This is a genomic window from Natrinema sp. H-ect1 (assembly GCF_041821105.1).
GTDB classification, from domain to species: Archaea; Halobacteriota; Halobacteria; order Halobacteriales; family Natrialbaceae; genus Natrinema; species Natrinema thermotolerans.
In genome coordinates this window covers 519,783-538,190 of sequence record NZ_JBGUBA010000003.1, presented here as the reverse complement: position 1 = coordinate 538,190, position 18,408 = coordinate 519,783, and the positions used below count along the sequence as shown (strand labels likewise).

At 67.1% G+C, this 18,408-nt stretch carries 24 protein-coding genes; 10 read left to right on the top strand and 14 right to left on the bottom strand.

Translation table 11 applies throughout. From position 1 onward, the window contains the following. Positions 1–24: 24 nt before the first annotated feature. Positions 25–294 (bottom strand): hypothetical protein, encoded by a 270-nt coding sequence (locus ACERIM_RS10975; RefSeq protein ID WP_006182691.1) that lies wholly within the window; start codon positions 292–294, stop codon positions 25–27. Positions 295–425: 131 nt separating this feature from the next. Between ACERIM_RS10975 and ACERIM_RS10970 the strand changes: the two genes are divergently transcribed. Beyond that, on the top strand, positions 426–932 hold the full coding sequence (locus ACERIM_RS10970) for a hypothetical protein (protein WP_006649931.1): 507 nt from the start codon (positions 426–428) through the stop codon (positions 930–932). Between the two features lie 7 nt (positions 933–939). Here the strand turns inward: ACERIM_RS10970 and nadC are convergent, their stop codons facing one another. The 4 genes from nadC to nadA form a co-directional block, all read right to left on the bottom strand. Further along, positions 940–1,755 (bottom strand): carboxylating nicotinate-nucleotide diphosphorylase, encoded by an 816-nt coding sequence (gene nadC / locus ACERIM_RS10965; protein ID WP_006649930.1) that lies wholly within the window; start codon positions 1,753–1,755, stop codon positions 940–942. Between the two features lie 88 nt (positions 1,756–1,843). After that, on the bottom strand, positions 1,844–3,001 hold the full coding sequence (locus ACERIM_RS10960; RefSeq protein WP_373632579.1) for an MFS transporter: 1,158 nt from the start codon (positions 2,999–3,001) through the stop codon (positions 1,844–1,846). A gap of 114 nt (positions 3,002–3,115) precedes the next feature. Further along, positions 3,116–4,636, bottom strand: a complete 1,521-nt coding sequence (locus tag ACERIM_RS10955) for an L-aspartate oxidase (RefSeq protein WP_373632578.1) — start codon at positions 4,634–4,636, stop codon at positions 3,116–3,118. Between the two features lies 1 nt (position 4,637). Further along, complete coding sequence (gene nadA / locus ACERIM_RS10950) at positions 4,638–5,771, bottom strand: quinolinate synthase NadA (protein ID WP_006649927.1); 1,134 nt, start codon at positions 5,769–5,771, stop codon at positions 4,638–4,640. A gap of 204 nt (positions 5,772–5,975) precedes the next feature. On the opposite strand from nadA, the gene gfo6 reads away from it, so the two are divergent. Next, on the top strand, positions 5,976–7,046 hold the full coding sequence (gene gfo6 / locus ACERIM_RS10945) for a D-xylose 1-dehydrogenase Gfo6 (RefSeq protein ID WP_373632576.1): 1,071 nt from the start codon (positions 5,976–5,978) through the stop codon (positions 7,044–7,046). A 119-nt stretch (positions 7,047–7,165) separates the two neighbouring features. Here gfo6 and ACERIM_RS10940 read toward each other — a convergent pair whose 3' ends face one another. Continuing rightward, the gene (locus tag ACERIM_RS10940; RefSeq protein WP_373632575.1) at positions 7,166–8,149 is read right to left on the bottom strand and encodes an LLM class flavin-dependent oxidoreductase; all 984 of its coding nucleotides are present in this window, start codon (positions 8,147–8,149) and stop codon (positions 7,166–7,168) included. A gap of 157 nt (positions 8,150–8,306) precedes the next feature. On the opposite strand from ACERIM_RS10940, the gene ACERIM_RS10935 reads away from it, so the two are divergent. Further along, positions 8,307–8,699, top strand: a complete 393-nt coding sequence (locus ACERIM_RS10935) for a hypothetical protein (RefSeq protein ID WP_373632574.1) — start codon at positions 8,307–8,309, stop codon at positions 8,697–8,699. 49 nt (positions 8,700–8,748) lie between these two features. Then, positions 8,749–9,975 (top strand): hydroxymethylglutaryl-CoA reductase (NADPH), encoded by a 1,227-nt coding sequence (hmgA, locus tag ACERIM_RS10930; protein WP_006649923.1) that lies wholly within the window; start codon positions 8,749–8,751, stop codon positions 9,973–9,975. Between the two features lie 21 nt (positions 9,976–9,996). On the opposite strand, the gene ACERIM_RS10925 is transcribed toward hmgA, so the two are convergent. Then, a complete protein-coding gene (locus tag ACERIM_RS10925; RefSeq protein ID WP_006649922.1) occupies positions 9,997–10,521 on the bottom strand; it encodes a DUF5817 domain-containing protein in 525 nt (174 codons plus the stop codon). An 86-nt stretch (positions 10,522–10,607) separates the two neighbouring features. Next, on the bottom strand, positions 10,608–10,940 hold the full coding sequence (locus tag ACERIM_RS10920; RefSeq protein WP_006182703.1) for a multidrug efflux SMR transporter: 333 nt from the start codon (positions 10,938–10,940) through the stop codon (positions 10,608–10,610). Between the two features lie 145 nt (positions 10,941–11,085). Here ACERIM_RS10920 and ACERIM_RS10915 point away from each other — a divergent pair, with 145 nt between their 5' ends. Next, complete coding sequence (locus ACERIM_RS10915) at positions 11,086–11,445, top strand: cupin domain-containing protein (RefSeq protein ID WP_006649921.1); 360 nt, start codon at positions 11,086–11,088, stop codon at positions 11,443–11,445. A gap of 120 nt (positions 11,446–11,565) precedes the next feature. Here the strand turns inward: ACERIM_RS10915 and ACERIM_RS10910 are convergent, their stop codons facing one another. The 3 genes from ACERIM_RS10910 to icd all read right to left on the bottom strand — a co-directional run bounded on the left by ACERIM_RS10910 (position 11,566) and on the right by icd (position 13,701). Further along, on the bottom strand, positions 11,566–11,724 hold the full coding sequence (locus ACERIM_RS10910; RefSeq protein ID WP_015299215.1) for a hypothetical protein: 159 nt from the start codon (positions 11,722–11,724) through the stop codon (positions 11,566–11,568). 110 nt (positions 11,725–11,834) lie between these two features. Next, positions 11,835–12,278: a GNAT family N-acetyltransferase gene (locus tag ACERIM_RS10905; protein WP_373632573.1), complete on the bottom strand. Its 444-nt coding sequence runs from the start codon at positions 12,276–12,278 to the stop codon at positions 11,835–11,837. 160 nt (positions 12,279–12,438) lie between these two features. Next, positions 12,439–13,701, bottom strand: a complete 1,263-nt coding sequence (gene icd / locus ACERIM_RS10900) for an isocitrate dehydrogenase (NADP(+)) (RefSeq protein WP_006649919.1) — start codon at positions 13,699–13,701, stop codon at positions 12,439–12,441. Between the two features lie 615 nt (positions 13,702–14,316). Here icd and ACERIM_RS10895 point away from each other — a divergent pair. Both ACERIM_RS10895 and map read left to right on the top strand, forming a co-directional pair. Further along, entirely contained in the window at positions 14,317–14,451 is a 135-nt protein-coding gene (locus ACERIM_RS10895; RefSeq protein WP_006649918.1) for a hypothetical protein, read from the top strand. A 64-nt stretch (positions 14,452–14,515) separates the two neighbouring features. Further along, positions 14,516–15,412 carry a type II methionyl aminopeptidase gene (map, locus tag ACERIM_RS10890; RefSeq protein WP_006182707.1) on the top strand — a complete coding sequence of 299 codons (897 nt, stop codon included), beginning with the start codon at positions 14,516–14,518 and terminating at the stop codon, positions 15,410–15,412. Positions 15,413–15,512: 100 nt separating this feature from the next. On the opposite strand, the gene ACERIM_RS10885 is transcribed toward map, so the two are convergent. Then, the gene (locus ACERIM_RS10885) at positions 15,513–15,713 is read right to left on the bottom strand and encodes a hypothetical protein (protein ID WP_006182708.1); all 201 of its coding nucleotides are present in this window, start codon (positions 15,711–15,713) and stop codon (positions 15,513–15,515) included. Between the two features lie 254 nt (positions 15,714–15,967). On the opposite strand from ACERIM_RS10885, the gene ACERIM_RS10880 reads away from it, so the two are divergent. Then, complete coding sequence (locus tag ACERIM_RS10880) at positions 15,968–16,507, top strand: HIT domain-containing protein (protein WP_006182709.1); 540 nt, start codon at positions 15,968–15,970, stop codon at positions 16,505–16,507. Positions 16,508–16,609: 102 nt separating this feature from the next. Continuing rightward, on the top strand, positions 16,610–17,014 hold the full coding sequence (locus ACERIM_RS10875; RefSeq protein ID WP_006649916.1) for a cupin domain-containing protein: 405 nt from the start codon (positions 16,610–16,612) through the stop codon (positions 17,012–17,014). Between the two features lie 95 nt (positions 17,015–17,109). Here the strand turns inward: ACERIM_RS10875 and ACERIM_RS10870 are convergent, their stop codons facing one another. Beyond that, on the bottom strand, positions 17,110–17,346 hold the full coding sequence (locus ACERIM_RS10870) for a glutathione S-transferase N-terminal domain-containing protein (protein WP_006649915.1): 237 nt from the start codon (positions 17,344–17,346) through the stop codon (positions 17,110–17,112). Positions 17,347–17,448: 102 nt separating this feature from the next. On the opposite strand from ACERIM_RS10870, the gene ACERIM_RS10865 reads away from it, so the two are divergent. Continuing rightward, entirely contained in the window at positions 17,449–17,928 is a 480-nt protein-coding gene (locus tag ACERIM_RS10865; protein WP_006649914.1) for a redoxin domain-containing protein, read from the top strand. Between the two features lie 82 nt (positions 17,929–18,010). Here the strand turns inward: ACERIM_RS10865 and ACERIM_RS10860 are convergent, their stop codons facing one another. After that, complete coding sequence (locus ACERIM_RS10860) at positions 18,011–18,376, bottom strand: helix-turn-helix domain-containing protein (RefSeq protein ID WP_006182713.1); 366 nt, start codon at positions 18,374–18,376, stop codon at positions 18,011–18,013. Positions 18,377–18,408 lie beyond the last annotated feature (32 nt).

Below are 18,408 nucleotides of genomic sequence, written 5' to 3'. Positions count from 1 at the left end.
AACGAGTCGGCCGCTCGCGTCGGGCTACGGTTTCAGCGGGAGTTCCCCCCAGCCGTCGTTTCGCATGAACTCGCGGTTCCGTTCGGGCCAGGCCAGTAGTCGCTCCCTGAGCGGGTCCCCGTCGGCCGTCTCCGGATCGGGACCGCCCAGCTTGGCGAGCAGCGTCAGGACGGCCCAGCCGCCGTAGCCGACCACGACCGTCACGCCGGTCAGGACGACGATCGAAACGGCGAGTTCACCCAGTCGTTTCGGGAACGGTTTGCGATCGCGTCCCGAGTCGTCGCGGGCGGACATGCGTGACGTGTCGACTCGCCATCACCTAATAATATCGGACCGCTACCACGATCCCCGAAGTGAGGTAACGTTTTTCGTCTCCACGTCGTTCCCCCGGGTATGCACACACCGACGGGACCGGAGGGGCGGCGATGACGGCGGAGGACTCGATGGGGACGGACGCCGTCTGGGACGACCTCCTCGAGGACGCGGCGGGAATCGCCGAAGAGTACCGCGAGGAGGGCTGGGACGCCGTCGTCCTCGAACCGACCGACGTCTCACCGGTCGAGAGCGAGGATCGGACCGGGCTCGATGTCGCGGTCTCGCAGTCGGCGTACGAACTCGTCGAAGGACTGATCGAGGACGGCGACGTAACGATTTCCGCGGCCGATGTCTACTACCGGCCCCTCGAGGAGGGCGACGGCGATCGCCGGGTGGCGCTCGCGGTCGAACGCGACGAGGAGACCGAGACGGCCGTCCTCGTCCCGCTGGTCTACGACGTCTCGGCGTGTCGATCCGTCTTCGAAACCGCGCTGCTGGAGGCGGAGTTGCTGGTTCACGTCGCGGCCGATCCGGTCGCGGGCTGGGTGACGTTCTCCCACGACGATCCCTCGCTCTTCCTCGAGGAGTCGGACGTTCAGGCCTGGAGCGAGGAGTAAGTGGGCGTCAGTTCCCGGTTCGAAAGGAGAGATCGAGCGACGGCGCCGAGTGGGTCAGCGACCCCATCGAGATCACGTCGACACCGGTGGCGGCGTAGTCGGGCACGTCCGCGACGGCGATCCCGCCGCTGGCCTCGGCCAACACGCCGTCGTAGTCGGCGAGTTCCGCGACCGCGTCCCGCGTCCGGTCGGGCGTCATGTTGTCCAGCAGGACGATATCGGCACCCGCTGTGGCCGCACGCGGGGCGTCTTCGACGCGTTCGACCTCGACGTCGATCTTCGTCGCGAACGACGTCCGCTCGTCGAAGTGGGTGATCGCCCCCTCGAGGCCCATCTCTTCGATGTGATTGTCCTTGACCATGACCATATGCGAGAGGTCGAGCCGGTGGGTGTCGCCGCCGCCCGCGACGACCGCCCGCTTCTCGACCCCGCGGAGGCCGGGGGTGGTCTTGCGGGTCGCGGCGATCGCGACGTCGTCCGATTCGGTTCGCGCCGCGGTGACTGCCTCGCGCGTCCGCGTCGCGATCCCCGAGGCGTGGCCCGCGAGGTTCACGGCGACGCGTTCCCCACGCAGCACCTCGCGTGCGGCCCCTTCGACCCGAAGGAGTTCGTCGCCAGGTTCGATCTCGGTTCCGTCCTCGAGGCGGTCGGTCACGGGTACGTCGAGGTAGTCGAAGACCGCCGTCGCGGCCTCGAGGCCGGCAGCGACGCCCGACTCTTTCGCGACGAGTCGCCCGGTCGTTTCGCCGGGCACCTGATTCGTCACGTCGTGGTGGCCCACGTCCTCGCGGAGCCAGCGTTCGACCTGCACGTCGGTGATCATACGCGAGTCTGTGAGCGCCCGGCAAAAAAGCGACCCGCTTGGTGCGGCCTCGAACTCGCGACCGAGCCGGTTCGTCGCGATCTACGGGCTACTCGGGGAGCCGCCCCGTCCGCTCGAGGACGATGAGGACCGCGATCGTGGCGGCGAGACCGAGCGCGGCGACGGCGAAGACCGCGTCGTAGGTGTATCCCCGCTCGATGAACAGCCCCAGCGCGGACGAGCCGAGTGCCTGCGTGAGCATCCACGCGGAACTGAATACGGCGTAGGCGCTGCCGCGCGCGGAGTCCGGGAGCGTATCGAGGAGATACGTGTCCGTGGCCGGAAACAGCGTGTGGATGACGACCCCGATGGCCGCCGAGAGGACGACCAGCGCGATCAGTCCGTCGACGACGGTAAGCGCGAGCAGGCACGCCGAGAACGCACCGACGATCCCGAGCAGAAACGGGACCTTCGGGAGCCTGTCGGCCAGGTCGCCGCCGAGGAAGAACGCGGGCACCCCGGCGGCGAAGACGACCGTGAGCATCGTCCCCGCGGCGCGGTCGGAGAGCCCCTTCGACTGCATGTAGAGTTCGTAGAAATTGAACACGCCCTGCCAGACGAACGACGCGGCACCGACGATGGCAAGCGCCGTCACGATGATCCGCCACTCCGAGAGCGCGCCGGCGACGAAGTCGCGGTCGTCCCGTCCGGCCGCCGGCATCTCGGTCCCGCTCGCGGCGTACCACGCGTAGGCCGTGACAAGCGCCGCCCCGACGGCGATCGCCCACAGCGAGAGCCGCCAGTCGACGAGAAGGGCGAGCGCAACGAAGGGAGCGGCGATCACCGCGGCGAGCTGGCTGGCGGCCCCGTGGATTCCCATGACGCGGCCGATCCGCGTCGGGTACAGTTCGCTCAACAGCGGGTTCGCCGAGACGAAGTACACCCCGGAGGCGATTCCCATGAGGAACGCGCCGATCATGAGATGACGGACCGTCGTCGCGGTCGCGGCGAGGCCGGACGCAACCGCGAGGATCGTTCCCGCACCGATCACGACGTAGTGTCTCGGGACCTTCGTGAGCAGCCAGCCGGTGGGCAATCGGGGCGACGCGCTCCCGACCCACGCGAGCGTCACGATGAGTCCGGCCGTCGCCTCGCCGATCGCGAACTCGCCGATGAACACGTCGAGCAGCGGTGCGAAGACGATTCTGGCGAGGTTGACGAAGAAGACGAGTCCACAGAGGGAGGCGAAGAGGCGAGCGCGGGCCACGCTCGACATTCTCCACAGGTGACTTCAAGCGTTCCGAAAGCGGAACGGGCACTGGTAGCAGGGGCCGTCCGACTCGCCGACGCCGGTAGTCGGCCCGTGCGACCGCTCGTCCAGTCAGGCTCGAGGCGGACGTTCCGCGTCGACGACGTAGTGACAGCCGATCGACTCGGTGTTCTCGCTCGCCGCACGCGCGATCAACAGCGCGACGACGCTGGCGTTGCGCAGTTCGTAGAGGCTGCGTGTCGTCCGCGTGCGGACGTAGGCGTCGACCTCGCCCTTGAGCCGCCGGAGGACGGAACCCGCGCGGGCGATCTCCTCGGGGTCGCGCTCGAGCCCCAGGTACTCGTCCATCGTTTGCTGCAACCGGGTGAATTTCTCGGCGGCGAACCGGTCGGGCAGGTCGGGGTCGCGGTTTCGGAGTTCGGGCGCCTCGACGGGCTCCGGATCGAACCCGACAGCGTCCTCACCCGCGCGCAGTCCCCAAACGAGCCCCTCGAGCAGGCTCGTACTCGCCAGCCGGTTCGCGCCGTGGACGCCGGTGCGGGCACACTCCCCGGCGGCGTAGAGCCGGTCGAGCGAGGTGCGACCGCGGTCGTCGACGGCGATGCCGCCACACAGGAAGTGTTCGCAGGGCGCGACGGGGATCTCGTCGCCTTCGATGCCCCGATCCCGGCACTTCTCGGCGATGGCGGGGTACTCCGCCTCGAACTCGAGGGGACTCACGTCGAGGACGACCTCGCCGGTTTCCTCGCGTTCCGTTTCGACTGCGCGGGCGACCACGTCCCGTGGTGCGAGATCGCCCTGCGGGTGATAGTCCTCCATGAACCGCTCGCCGTCCCCGTTGCGAAGCACCGCACCCTCGCCGCGCAGGGCTTCCGAGAGCAGGAAGGGATCGTCGCCAGCATAGGCGGTCGGGTGGAACTGGACGTACTCCATGTCCTCGACGTCGGCCCCCGCGAGCGCGGCCATGGCGATGCCGTCGCCGGTCGCGCCGTCGGGGTTGGTCGACCGGCCGTAGAGCGCGCCGATGCCGCCCGTCGCCAGCACCGTCGCGCCGGCGTAGATCGGGTGACCCTCCGACTGTTCGTCACTTACCACGCCATGGACCCGCCCCTCGGCGGTGATCAACTCGAGCGCCGCCGTGTCCTGACGGACCTCAATGTGTTCGTGGGCGTCGACGTAGTTGAGGAACGGGCGCAGGATGTGCGAGCCGGTCGCGGCGTCGACGTGGAGGATCCGGTACTCGGAGTGGGCCGCCTCGCGGGTGTAGTCGAACTCGCCGTCCTCGCTCTCGTCGAACGCGACCTCGAGGGTGTCGACGAGAACGTCTTCGACGGCGTCGTCGGCGTTCGCGACGAGCGTCTCGACGGCGTCGGGATCGGCGGTACCGTCGCTGGCGTCGATGATATCCGATTTGAGCGAGTCGGGGTCGCCCCGCGTCGTGGAGATACCACCTTGGGCCCAGTCGGTGCTGGCGTCGTCAGGTTTGGTCGCTTTCGTCAGGAGGAGAACCTCCGCGCCCTCCCGGGCGGCCGACAGAGCGGCCGCACAGCCCGCGATGCCGCTGCCGACGACGAGAACGTCCGTAACTTCGCCGTCGGTCGTCGTCGCCGTGCTGGTGTCGGTTTCGGTCATCTCAGATCTCGAGCATGCGGTCGAGGGCCACTTCCGCGAGTTCCTTCTCCTCGGGGGCGACCTCGATCACGTTGTGTTCCCGGCCCGCGACGAGTTCCTCGAGGACCCAGGTGAGATAGTTGGGGTCGATCTGGCGCATGGCGTTGCAGTCCATGCAGGCGTCGCCACAGAGCGGGAGGACGTTCACCTCGGGGTGCCAGCGCTGGAGGTGGTTCGTGAGGTGGATCTCGGTGCCGATCGCCCACGTCTCGCCGGGGTCGGCGTTTTCGACCGTCTCGCAGATCGTGCTGGTCGAACCGACCCGGTCGGCGGCCTCGACGACCTCGCGGCGACACTCGGGGTGGACGACCACCTTCGCGTCGGGGTGGTCCGCACGGATCTCGGCGATGTGGTCGGCGGTGAACCGCTCGTGGACCTGACAGTAGCCGTCCCAGAGGATAATGTCGCTCTCGGCGACCTCGTCGGCGTCTTTCCCCGCCGGATCCCAGGGGTCCCACTGGGCGATCTCGTCTTCCATACCGAGCCGGTGGGCCGTGTTCTCCCCGAGGTGTTTGTCGGGGAGAAAGAGGACCTTATCGCCCTTGTCGAAGGCGTACTCGAAGGCCTTGTGGGCGTTCGAGGAGGTACAGACGAGCCCACCCTGGCTCGCACAGAAGGCCTTCAGGTCCGCGTAGGAGTTCATGTAGGTGATCGGGATGATGTCGTCGTCGGGCGCGGCGGCCGTGATCTCGGCCCACGCGCTGTCGACCTGCAGGGCCTCGGCCATCCCCGCCATCGGACACGAGGCCTCCATGCTCGGGAGGATCACGGACTGGTCGTCGTCGGTGATGATGTCCGCGCTCTCGGCCATGAACGTCACGCCGCCGAAGATCACGTACTCGGCGTCGGCCTCGGCCGCCTCCGTCGAGAGCTGGTAGGAGTCCCCGATGAAGTCGGCGTGTTCGACGATCTCGCGTCGCTGGTAGTTGTGCCCGAGGATGACGACGTCGTCGCCCAACTCCTCGAGGGCCGCCTCGATGCGGTCCGTTCGTTCCGACTCCTCGAGCTCCCGGTACTGGGGGGGCAACTGCTCTAGGTTGTCGTATTTGAACAGACTTAGGTCGGTTTCCAGCTCCGCCGTTTCCATGTTAGCCATTGGACGTCACCTGTGAGTGACTACAACTCAGAGACGCATATTGAATAATTTTTTCCTTCGATACTGCGTTCCGGGGGAATACCATCGGCTGGTAGAACGATCGAAAACCAGCTATCAGTTGTTCGGGCGAACCGACCGGTCCGTAGCCGAGACAGTTCGTGATCTGGACACTGGAGCCTTTCGGTTCGCCGCCCTAGCGGCGGTATGGCACTCGAGGACGCCTTCGCGGACTTCACCCGACGGGACTGGGAGCGCGAATCGGCGGCGGGCACGGTTCGCCTCGCCGTCGTCGGAATCGGCGGCTTCGCACGCCAGCGCGCGCTGCCGGCGATCGACGCGGGGGCCTACTGCGAGACGACGACGCTGGTGACGAGTTCCCCCGATCGGGCGACGGACGTCGCCGAGACGTACGACGTCGACGCCGTCGTCGACTACGACGCCTTCCTCGCGGGCGATCGCGCGGACGACTACGACGCCGTCTACGTCGCGACGCCGAACGCGACCCACGGACGGTACGCGATCGCGGCCGCCGACCGCGGCAAGCACGTTATCTGTGAGAAGCCCCTCGAGACGACCGTCGACCGCGCTCGCGAGATCGTCGACGCGTGTGCCGACGCCGGCGTGACCCTGATGACGGCCTACCGGCTCCAGACCGAGCCGACGGTTCGGCGCACGCGGGACCTCGTCCGCGAGCGCGCCATCGGCGACGTCGTCCTGCTCCACGGCTGCTCCTCCAACCCGCTGCTCGAGACCGCGGGGCCCGACAGCTGGCGGCTCGATCCCGCCCTCGCCGGCGGCGGCGCGCTGGTCGATCTCGGGATCTATCCGCTCAACACGGTCCGGTTCCTGCTCGATCGCGAGCCGACGGGCGTGTACGCGACCACGCACTCGAGCGGCGGCCCCTTCGCGGCCGTCGACGAACACGTCGCCGTCCAGCTCGAGTTCGAGACGGACGCGACGGCCTCGTGTACCGCCAGTTTCGACGCCCACGCCAATAGCCAGCTCGAGCTGGTCGGCACCGACGGAAAGGTCCACATCGAGTCGCCGTTCGGCGGCGTCGTTCCACAGGAGATGGTCGTCGAGAGTGGGGACGTCTGTATGGAGTACACCGGCCCGTCCGTCGACGAGGTCTGCGAGGAGTTCGACTACTTCGGCTACTGCGTACTGACCGGTACCACACCCGAACCCGACGGCGCGGACGGGCTGGCGGACCTGCGGACGATCGAGGCCGCCTACGAATCGGCCGAGACCGGGTGCCGAGTCGGGCTCGAGTAGCGCCGGCGACGGACGTCTCGGAGTCGGGCTCGAGAGCGAGATCCACGTGATCGGTCGCGGCGTCGGCTGCCGGATCGCACGACCGCGGGCGTGCCGATCCGTCCCGCCACTCGGTCCGCCTACAGCCGGTCGGGCGCGAGTTCCCGGATCGTCGCCTCGGCGACGTCATCGGAAGCGGGCTCGGGGACGACGACGATCGGATGGTCGATCCCGGTCTCGGCAACGAGAGTCCGGAGCCGCTCGCGAGCCGTCTCGGGAGTGCCGGCCACCCCCAGATCCGCGATCATCGCGTCGGTCACCGCGGCCGCCGCCTCGCCCTTCTCGCCCGCCCGCCAGGCTTCGGCGATCCGATCGGCTTCGTCGGGGAACTCGGTCGCGACCGCCCGGCGGTACCCCTCGCCGCTCCCGACGTAGTAGGCGACGTGCCGACGCAGGGTCTGGCGTGCTTCCTCGGGGTCGTCGCTGACCGCCGCCGGCACGTACGGCGCGATCTCGATCGCGTCGGGGTCGCGGTCGCGCTCCCGTGCGGCCGCCGCGACCTCCTCGAAGGCAGTCTCGAGCCGTGAGAACGGGACGTTGTGCGGAATCCAGCCGTCGGCCAGCCGGCCGACGACCCGGCGGTTGGCCGGGCCGAGCCCGGCGTGGTAGATCGACACCGGGACCTCGATCGACGGGAACGCCGACGACTCGAGCAGTTCGCCCTCGTAGTCGACCGGGTCGCCGGTGCCCGCGGTCAGTTCGCGGACCAGTTCGATCGTCTCGTGGGCGCGTCGCACCGGCCGGTCGAACGCCATCCCGTGGAGCCCCTCGACCGCGGTGGCGGTACTCGTTCCGAGGCCGAGCGTGAACCGGCCGTCCGAGACGTCCTGAAGCGAGGCGGCGGTCATCGCGAGGACGGCCGGCGTCCGCGAGTAGACGTTCACGATCGCGGTGCCAATACCGATCTCGTCGGTCCGGCAGGCGATCTCGGTCGCCTGTACGATGCTGCTTGCCCCCCAGAGTTCGCCGAGCCAGACGGCGTCGTAGCCGCTGTCCTCCGCGCGGACAGCCACGTCCGCGAGATCGGTCTCGCCGAAGTCCGTCACCATGAGTCCGACGTCCATGCTCCCGTCCTCTCGATCCAGCGGCAAAAATCGACCCCCTCGAGCGGTCCCGTGGATCGGCGACACGGGACCGCCCCCGCCCGCGACTGCGACGCCGACAGTCGCCGAGACTGCAACCGAGCGCAACGTTGACCCGGCCCCGCGTTGACCGGCCAGTATGATCGATCGCGAAGGTCGCGTCCTCTTCGGCTCGCTGCTGGTGTTCGTCCTCGCGGTCGCCGTCTCGGTCGTCCTCGAGGGGCAGTTCGGGGTCTCGCTTCGGGACGGCCCGGTGGTCGCGGTACTGCTGTTCGCCGGGGTCGCCGTCGCCATTCCGCAGTTGTATCTCGCAGCCACTGACGCGACGATTCGGCCCCGAAGCAGGCTCCGGTTCGCCGCGCTCGCGACCGCCGTATTCGCAGTCGCGTTCGCCGCCGAGGCCGAGGGGCTCCGGGAACTCGTCATCGCCACGATCGGGACCGGCGCGCTGTTGGCGCTGGTCTGTTACGAGGGGGTCACGGGGTATCGGGCCGCCGGCGGCGACTTCTCGTTCGATCTCGGCTCGGAGTGACCGCGGCCAATCAGCAACTGTTAGGGGCCGGCCCCGTCTCGGCCTACCCATGACAGATCCCGAGACCCTCGCCGACCGGGTGCAGGAGGGGGACCTCCGCATTCACGAACTCGAGGACCACGCCGACCACGACACCGCGGCCGCGGCCCGACGGCTGCTGGTCGAACGTGAGTCGGGGACCGACCTCGAGGCGATCGGCGACTACGCCTTCGACGCCGAGCGAGCGGAGCCCAACATCGAGAACATGATCGGCGCGGCACAGGTGCCGATGGGCGTCGTGGGGCCGGTCCCGGTAGACGGCGGTGCGGCCGACGGCGATCACTACCTGCCGCTGGCGACGACCGAGGGGGCACTGCTGGCGTCGGTCAACCGCGGGCTGGGCGTGATCCGGTCCGCGGGCGGTGCCGACGCCCGCGTGACGAAAAACGGGATGACCCGCGCCCCGGTGTTTCGGGTCGCGGGCGTCGCCGAGGCGGCCGAGACGGTCGACTGGGTCTCTCAGAACCTCGAGGCGCTGGCCGAGGCCGCCGAGTCCACCACCAGCCACGGCGAACTGCTCGACGTCGAGCCCTACGTCGTTGGTGACTCCGTTTACCTACGTTTCGCCTACGACACCAAGGACGCGATGGGCATGAACATGGCCACGATCGCCACCGGCGAGGCCTGCGAACTCGTCGAGCGCGAGACGCCGGCCTCGCTCGTCGCGCTCTCGGGGAACATGTGTTCGGACAAGAAACCCGCCGCCATCAACGCCGTCGAGGGACGGGGCCGCTCGGTCACCGCCGACGCCGTGATCCCCGGCGAACTGGTCGAGGACCGGTTGCACACGACCGCCGACGCCATCGCCGAGGCCAACACCCGCAAGAACCTCGTCGGGAGCGCCAAGGCGGGCAGCCTGGGGTTCAACGCCCACGCCGCCAACGTCGTCGGCGCGGCCTTCCTCGCGACCGGGCAGGACGAGGCCCAGGTCGTCGAGGCCGCCAACACCATCACGACGATGGACGCCCGCGAGCGCGAGGACGGCACCACCGACCTCTACGCCAGCGTCTCGCTGGCCTCGCTCGAGGTCGGGACCGTCGGCGGCGGCACGAAACTCCCGACCCAGGCCGAGGCGCTGGACGTTCTGGGGCTGCGAGGCGGGGGCGATCCGCCCGGCTCGAACGCCGACGCGCTGGCCGAAATCATCGCCGTCGGCGCGCTCGCCGGCGAACTCTCCCTGCTCGGTGCGCTGGCGTCGAACCACCTCGCCAGCGCCCACGAAGACCTCGGTCGGTAGGCCGGCACCGCGACGGGAGACTCACAGCAGCCGATACCGGCCGCGACTCTCGCTGACGACGCCCCGGCGCGTCAGCTTCTCGAGAGCGTCCCGAACGTACTCGGGTTTGACGCCGCGTTCGGCAGCGTAATCGATGATTTCGCCCTCAGTCGGCTCCTCGAGGGCTTCGAGGGCCGACTCCACGATCTCTCGCTTGCTCCCGCTTCGGGTCGGGCCGCGCGGGTCGCGCTCGCCGGCGGCGTCGACCGCGTCGACGTCCAGTCCGGACTCCGCGAGGTACTCCTCGTCGTCGACGACGCCGTCGGCGACCTCGTCCTCGAGCGCGTCGAAGGAGTCGAGTTCGGCGAAGGCCTCGCCCTCGCCCTGTCGGTTCGCGAGCATCGAGGCGCGCACGTCGCGGGCATGAGCCGCGTCGTCGGTCTCGACGAACTTCTTGCGTTTCTCGTAGGCTTTGCGCGCGCCACAGCGGGGACACTGGGTCGTCTCCGAACGGCCCTCGATGATCCAGAGGTTCGAACACTCGCTACAGCCGACGACGGCGTACATGCCTCGAGATGGCTCCTCGGGACAGTTCAACCTTCGCCACGCACGGCGAACGTGATCGCCGGCGGTTCGCTACTCCCCCGCGGGCGTCAGTGGGCGGCCACGTCCGAGACGACGTTGAGACAGTAGACGCCGGCGAGGACGAGTCCCAGCCCGACGACGGCCGCCGGATCGAGGCGCTCGCCGAAGACGACGACGCCGATCGACGCGACGCCGACGATTCCGAGCGCGGCCCACGTCGCGTAGACGAGTCCGACCGGCAGTTCCTCGAGAGTCAACGAGAGGAGATAGAAGGCGACGCCGTAGCCGAGCAAGACGACGAGACTCGGGAGCGGCCGAGAGAACCCCTCGGAGAGTTTGAGCGCCGTCGTACCGACGAGTTCCGATAGGATCGCCCCGGCGAGCAGTACGTACGGATTCATGTTGCTCCATTAACATATGTAGTTGATACGCTTTCCGGTCGCGATCCGTCGTCGGCAACCCACGTCCCGGCACGGGTCGATCGGTGGGTGCCGGAATCGATCGGAACCCGTGGAATTATATCGGCGATCATCGTTCGACGGTCGTATGGAACGCGTCTCCCTGACCGACCGCGAGCCGGCCGAGGCCGCCGATGGCGTCCATCTGGCGCTGCTTGCCGGTACCGACTCGATGAACGTCCAGCACTTCGAGATCGAACCGGGCGCGGTCGTCGAGGAACACAGCCACCCACACGAACAGACCGGGTACATCTGCTCGGGAGAACTGACCTTTCTCGTCGGTGGCGACGACCGCGACGGGCGAACGGAGATCGTCTGCGGTCCGGGCGACTCCTACGCGATTCCGGGCGACCAGCCCCATGCCGCGGAAAACCGTGGCGACGAAGTCGTCCGCGGCATCGACGTCTTCAGCCCGCCGCGGAAGGACCCGAGCTGGCGCGGGGAATGACGCCGTCGATCACCGCCGTCTCGACGCGGAACCGCCGTCGGTCGCTCCAGCGGCTCCCACGTCGTACTCGAGAGCGGTTCGACGGACCGCCTCGAGCGTGCCTCGCCAGTCCACCGTCCCCTACGTCAGCAGCGTCGTCACGACCTCGAGGAAGACGACGACCCCGAGCCAGGTGATGGCGGCCGCGACCGCGAGCGGGAGGACGATTCGGCCGGTCGTTCGCAGCCTCGTCAGCGTCGTTTCGGGGACGGTCAGGGGGACGTAGCTGTCCTGTTGCATAGCTCCGATGCCCACGGCCGCACTCTTGAAAGTCAGTCAGACGGGCGGCCGACGCCGGCGGCGGGACGGCACTCGCTCGAGCGCCAACGGATGACCGCGGCCCCGACGGATCACGCTAGCGACTTACGCATCTCCACGTGGGGAATCCCCGCCTCTTCGAATTCCGAGCCGTGGCGCTCGTAGCCGAGTTCGCGGTAGAAGTCGGCGGCGTGAGTCTGGGAGTGGAGTTTCAGCGCCGTGAGTTCCTCGTCGGCGGCCCGACGCTCGAGCGTCGCCATCAGCGCCCGTCCCACGCCCTCCTCGCGGCGGGGCTCGAGGACGGCGACGCGTTCGACCTTGCCGACGCCGTCCTCGGGTTCGCGCAGCCGGGCCGCGCCGATCGGCTCCGTGCCGTCGTAGGCGACGAAGTGGGTCGCCGTCTCGTCGTGGTCGTCGTACTCGAGTTCTTCGTCGACGCCCTGTTCCGCGACGAAGACCGCGTGGCGAACGTCGAAGGCGTCCGTTCGTTTTCGGTCGGTGTCGGCGATCCGGACCGCGAGGTCGCGTTCGTCCATCGACGGGGGCTACGACGGCCGCCCGTGAGAGCGTTACGAAGCAGGGAACACGAGCGCCCGTCGATCGAGGGGTAAACGGCTGCGAGCCGGCCATCGCTGATCGGCGTCGGTAGCGAAAGAAATCGAGAGTAGTAGATGCCGCGAGAGGGTGAGAAGCTTTCTACGAAAGCTTCTCGATATTCGCGACGACTTCCTCGGCGAACTCGCTGGTGGCGAGCTTCTCGGCGTCCTCGAGCTGGCGCTCTAAGTCGTAGGTGACCTTGCCGGAGGAGATGGTCTCCTCGACGGCGTCGCGGACGAGGTCGGCGGCGTCGGACCAGCCGAGATACTCGAGCATCATGCGGCCCGAGAGGATCATGGCGGTCGGGTTGACCTTGTCCTGGCCCTCGTACTTGGGTGCGGAGCCGTGGACGGGTTCGGCCAGCAGGAGGCCGTCGCCGAAGTTGGAACCGGGGGCGATGCCGAGGCCACCGATCTGGGCACCGCAGGCGTCGGACATGTAGTCCCCGTTCAGGTTCATCGTCGCGACGACGTCGTACTCGTCGGTCCGGGTCAGGATCTGCTGGAGCATGTTGTCCGCGATGCGGTCGTTGACGACGACCGCGTCGTCGGGCGCTTCGCCGTCTTTCTCCTCCCAGAGCGTGTCCTCGGTGATGACCTCGTCACCGTACTCTTCTTCTGCGACCTCGTAGCCCCAGTCGCGGAACTGGCCCTCGGTGAACTTCATGATGTTGCCCTTGTGGACCAGCGTGACCGAGTCGCGGTCGTGTTCGAGGGCGTAGTCGATGGCGCGGCGGACGAGTCGCTTCGTCCCGAACTCCGTGATCGGCTTGACGCCGATGCCGACGGGGCCGTCGTGGATGGTGCTGTCGAAGCCCATGTCGTTCTCGACGAACTCCTTGACCTCCTGGACGTCGTCGGTACCGGCCTCCCACTCGATGCCGGCGTAGACGTCTTCCGTGTTCTCACGGAACGTGACCATGTCCATCTCGCCGGGGTTCTTGACCGGCGACGGGACGCCGTCGAGGTGGTAGGTCGGTCGGACGTTCGCGTAGAGGTCGAGCTTCTTTCGCAGCGCGACGTTCAGCGAGCGGAACCCGGCACCGACAGGCGTCGTCAGCGGGCCCTTGATCGCGACGCGGTGTTCCTTGATCGCCTCGACGGTCTCGTCGGGCAGGTTCTCGTCGTACTTCTCGCGTGCGGACTCGCCCGCGTAGAGACGCATCCAGTTGATCTCGCGGCCGGTCTCCTCCGCGGCGGCCTCGAGGACCTTCTGTGCGGCGGGGCCGACGTCGCTGCCGACGCCGTCGCCGTAAATAATCGGGATGATCGGGTTGTCAGGTACCTCGAGTTCGTCGTCGGTACCCTCTTTCAGCGTGATCTGCGCCCCGTCTTCGGGGACTTCGATCTTGTCGTAGCTCATCTCGTCTATACGGTTCTTCGATGGGGGTAAAAGGTCTACCATTTCCATCGCGGGCCGGCAAAACTTGACCGATGCGCAGTCGACTTACTGGGCCCGAAACCGACGGAGAACGGCCGACGAGCGGGGAATCGCTCTCGATGACTGTCCACCACGGGATAAAAATCCACTAAATGATGGGTGCGTTCGCCGCAAAACCAGCACTTCACCGCGAACCGGCCGTGGGTGCCGTCCCGAACCCGGGATCCACCCGCCGAGGTCGTCCTCGCTGCCGGCCTCGGGACGGCGAGCGTTTCGGACGAATCAGCGTGCCAGTGACGTGCCCGGCTGGCGTCTCTCACGCCACTCGGGACGAGTCCGCCGATCGGTATAACGCGTGGCGGCCGTTTCGGGGTTACCGGAAGCGAGATTCCCAGTCGCGGGATTTCCGGCCGGAAAGCACCTAACGGCGCAGTCTCTACCGTTGCCACACGCGGTATACACGTCGTTTCTTCCCCGAACGGTCGGATTCGCGACCGGACCGTCTCGACTGCTCTCCCGACGAACGGGACGCTATCGCCTGCGTTTCGACGATCGTCGTGAAGTAGTTTTATTATCGACGTATTCATCTGGGGAACCATGCTCCGAGTACCACAGCACGCGATCCGGCGGTGTCCGCAGTGTGGGTTACCGCTGGCGAACGTCCAGGGGATCGACGCCTGTCCCGACTGTCAGTGGATCACCGACCGACCGGATCGGCCGCGTTGTGACTGATCGGTCCGACCGAGGCCGTCGGAGAGACGGAACCTCTTTTTGTCGACCGGTACAACCCCGGTGCATGGCCGAATCCGACGTGGACCTCGAGTCCGAAAAGTACGAGAAACACCGCGAGGCGGGCGAGATCCTCGCGCAGGTACGCGCGGAGGCCGCCGAGCGCGTCGAGGTCGGCACGAGCCACCTCGAGGTCGCGACGTGGGCCGAGGATCGCATCCGCGAACTGGGCGGCGAACCCGCCTTCCCCGTCAATATCTCCGTCGACGAGGAGGCGGCCCACGCGACGCCGTCGATCGACGACGAGACGACATTCGGCGAAGAGATGATCAACTTAGACATCGGCGTCCACGTCGACGGCTGGCTGGCCGACACCGCCGTCACCGTCGACCTCTCCGGCAATCCGGAACTCGCCGAGGCCTCCGAACAGGCCTTAGAGGCCGCGCTCGACATCGTCGAACCCGGCGTCGGGACCGGCGAGATCGGAGCCGAGATCGAAGACGTCATCGACGGCTACGGCTACAACCCCGTCGTCAACCTCACCGGACACGGGCTGGGCCACTGGGAGCAACACACCAGTCCGAACATCCCCAACCGCGCCGTCTCGCAGGGGACGACGCTGGAGGTCGGCGATGTCGTCGCGATCGAACCGTTCGCGACCGACGGCGGCGGCAAGGTCTCGGAGGGTGCAAGCGAGGAGATCTTCTCGCTCGAGCGCGAGGGCACCGTCCGCAACCGGCAGGCCCGCGATGCCCTGGAGCAGATCACCGAGGAGTTCCGGACGCTGCCGTTTGCGACCCGCTGGCTCGAGACGGACCGGCCGGAGATGGCGCTGCGGCGGCTCAAGCGCAACGACATCGTCCACAGCTATCCGGTTCTCAAGGAAGACGACGGCTTCCTCGTCAGCCAGAAGGAACACACGATCATCGTCACCGAGGACGGCTGCGAAGTAACGACTGAATAACGCAGTCGGTTTCGAACCGAAATCGGCACTGGGCCGAAACGAGGGATCCGCGGAGGGGGAGAAAACGGGAGACCGACCGGCCGCGGTCAGTGCGGCGTTCTCAGGCGTTGTTCATCCGCTGGCTCGAGCGATTGCCACAGCGCTGGCACTCGCTCACGCGGTACGGTTCGCGGGAGAACTGGGCGTTCTCCTGTTTGATGCTCTCGGTTCTGATCTGGACCGAAACCTCGTGAAGCGTTTCCAACTCGCACTCCTCGCAGTGTTCGGTCATCCCGTTAAAGGAGTCGTCAGTCGTTGCCATTACCTGATTACTTGCAGTAGTCCCATCTTAAACCCACGCTTCATTTTGAAGGGTGAGTCGTCAAAACCGCAAGACGGCGTTGCCTTCGTTCGAGAGACCGGACGAGAGCGTCCTATTTCGTTTATCGACAACGCTCGACGCGTTACGAGCGTTTATTCCCGAGACAACGGCCGGAAAGCGGCAACAAAATCCCCTACAATCGCCCCGAGCGGCGGGACTGAAACGCTTTAGGCGCGCCTCGAGTGGTATCCGACATGGAGCAGGTGTTCGCACCGTGGCGGATCGAGTGGATCGAACGCGAGGACAAAAACGCCGATATCGAGGACTGCGTTTTCTGTGAACTGCCCCATCAGGACTCGGATCGGGAGAATTTGATCGTTGCGCGAAGCGAACACGCGTTCGTCATGCTGAACAACTACCCCTACAACCCGGGCCACGCGATGGTGATTCCACACACCCACACCGGCGAGTACGCGGCCCTTGAAGACCCGATCCTGCTCGATCACGCCCGCTTGAAACAGCGAACCTTCGACGCGCTCGATGCCGCACTCGAGCCGAACGGGTTCAACGCCGGCTTGAACCTCGGTGACGGGGCCGGCGGCTCCATCGACGACCACCTCCACACCCATATCGTCCCGCGATGGGAGGGAGATACCAACTTCATGCCGGTCATCGGCGACACTTCGGTGATCGTCGAAGCGCTCGACGAAACGTACGACCGCGTGCGCGAGGCCTTCGCCGCACAGGAGGGGGCGACCGTCGCCGGCGAAGACGACGCGATCAGCTTCGAGTAGCGACGACGGCTCGAGGGCGGTCGCGAACGGGCGCTTTCGGAGAGCCAGCAATCCGTGCGGGACGACCGGACGCTTTTGGTCCCGGTAGTGCCATACGGTAGCATGGACTACGACGTTGTCCACACCGACGATGTCCCGATGACCGACCTCTCCGAGGTCGAGGAAATCCCGCCGGACCTGCGGATCCGCGCGCTCGATGACTTCTTCGACACCGACGCGGTCAACCTGAAGCTGTGGTACTTCGAGCCCGGCGAGGAGATCCAGTATCACGCCCACGCCGAGCAGGAGGAGTTATACTACGTCCTCGAGGGGGAGTTCTCGCTGAAACTCGGTCGCTCGGGCGAGGCGGAGTACGTCGACGCGGGCCCCGGAACGTTCTGGGTCGCCAAGCCGGAGGTCGGCCACGGCCACCGCAACGTCGGCGACGAGGAAGGCGTCGTCCTCGCGATCGGCGCACCTGCGGTCGAGGACCCGGGGTTGGATCCCCACGGGCTCGACGAGGAGTAGCGAGGCGGGGTTCCCATACGGTCTCCTGTATGTCAGTACCGGTGCAACTGTAGAGCGGTCGCAGTTGTACCGGTAAATCGGTACAGCAACCCGTCTCAGGCGTAGGTCGCGTCGAGATAGTCGACGATCCGCTCGGACTCGGCCATCGTGATCCCACGGTCCTCGTCGACGATGACCGGGACCTGCCGCTGGCCGGAGACGCGCTTGACCTCGTTGCGTTTCGAGTGGAGTCCTTCGACCCAGACGCTGTCGTACTCGACGTCGAGTTCGTCGAGGCGGTCGGCGACGAGTTCGCAGTACGGACAGCCCTCGAGTTGGTACAGGGTAACCATACCTGCCCGTTCGGGTCGCGGCGACAAAAGCGTAGGTGCCCGTCTCGAGCGATAGGCTGCCGCGGCACGGAGGTTTTAGTCGGTCGACGGTCGATTCGGGGTATGCCACCGATCGAGGGCGAGACGGTGCCGGCGTTCGAGGCGCTGTTGTGTGACGGCGAGACGTTCCGGTCGACGGCGCTGTCCGCGGCGCTTGGCGAGCGTGGCGGCGTCGTGATCGCGACCGGCTTCGCGTTCAGCGCGATCGCACAGAACTGGTGGAAACAGTTCGTCCGGGCCGGCTGGGGCGAGTTCGAGGACGTCGCCGTCCTCGGGATCAGTCGGGACGGCCCGTACGCACAAAACGAGTTCCTGCGCTGGCTGGACGAGCCCGGGTTCCGCTTTTTCGCCGACGTCGACGGTGAGGTCAGCGAGTCGCTCGAGTTGCTGGCCGACCGCGACCATATGGCGAACGTCTCGACGCCGTGGCGGTCGGCGTTCGTCCTCGACGCGGATCGCGAGGTCCAGTACGCCTTCGTCGCGGACGACTGGATCTCGCCGCTCCCCCGCGAGGAGATCGAGGCCGCCGTCGCGGAGCTGTAGGGACGGCAGACGGGTTGCTGTCCCGTTCCCGGTGGGCCCAGGACGAGCCGATCCCACCGACACTGACGGACAGGCGACCGTCTCAGTGTTCACAGTACAGCGTCCTGCCGTTGCACTCACACTCGATCCGGAGCGGATCGTCGTAGGTCACGGACACGTGATCCATGGCCTGCGTGTAATGGGCGGGCATGCCGGTCCGCGACCGCTCGTTGAGCTGTGAGAGCAGTCCCGCTTCCTCCAAGTTCTCGACCTTCCGATAGGCCGTCGACTGCGGGAGATCCAGCGCCTCGGCGATCTCGTTTACCGTCGTCGGCTCCTCGGCGTACAGATACACCGCTCGCGCGTCGTCGTCGTTGAGCAGGTCCATGACCCGATAGGGATCACAGCCCATCTCGCCGTCCCGTTTCTCCCGCGGACAGCGGGTCGGCCGGTCGGCTGACTCGTTCATATTCGTTGATACGCACCGGAGCCACTTTGCTC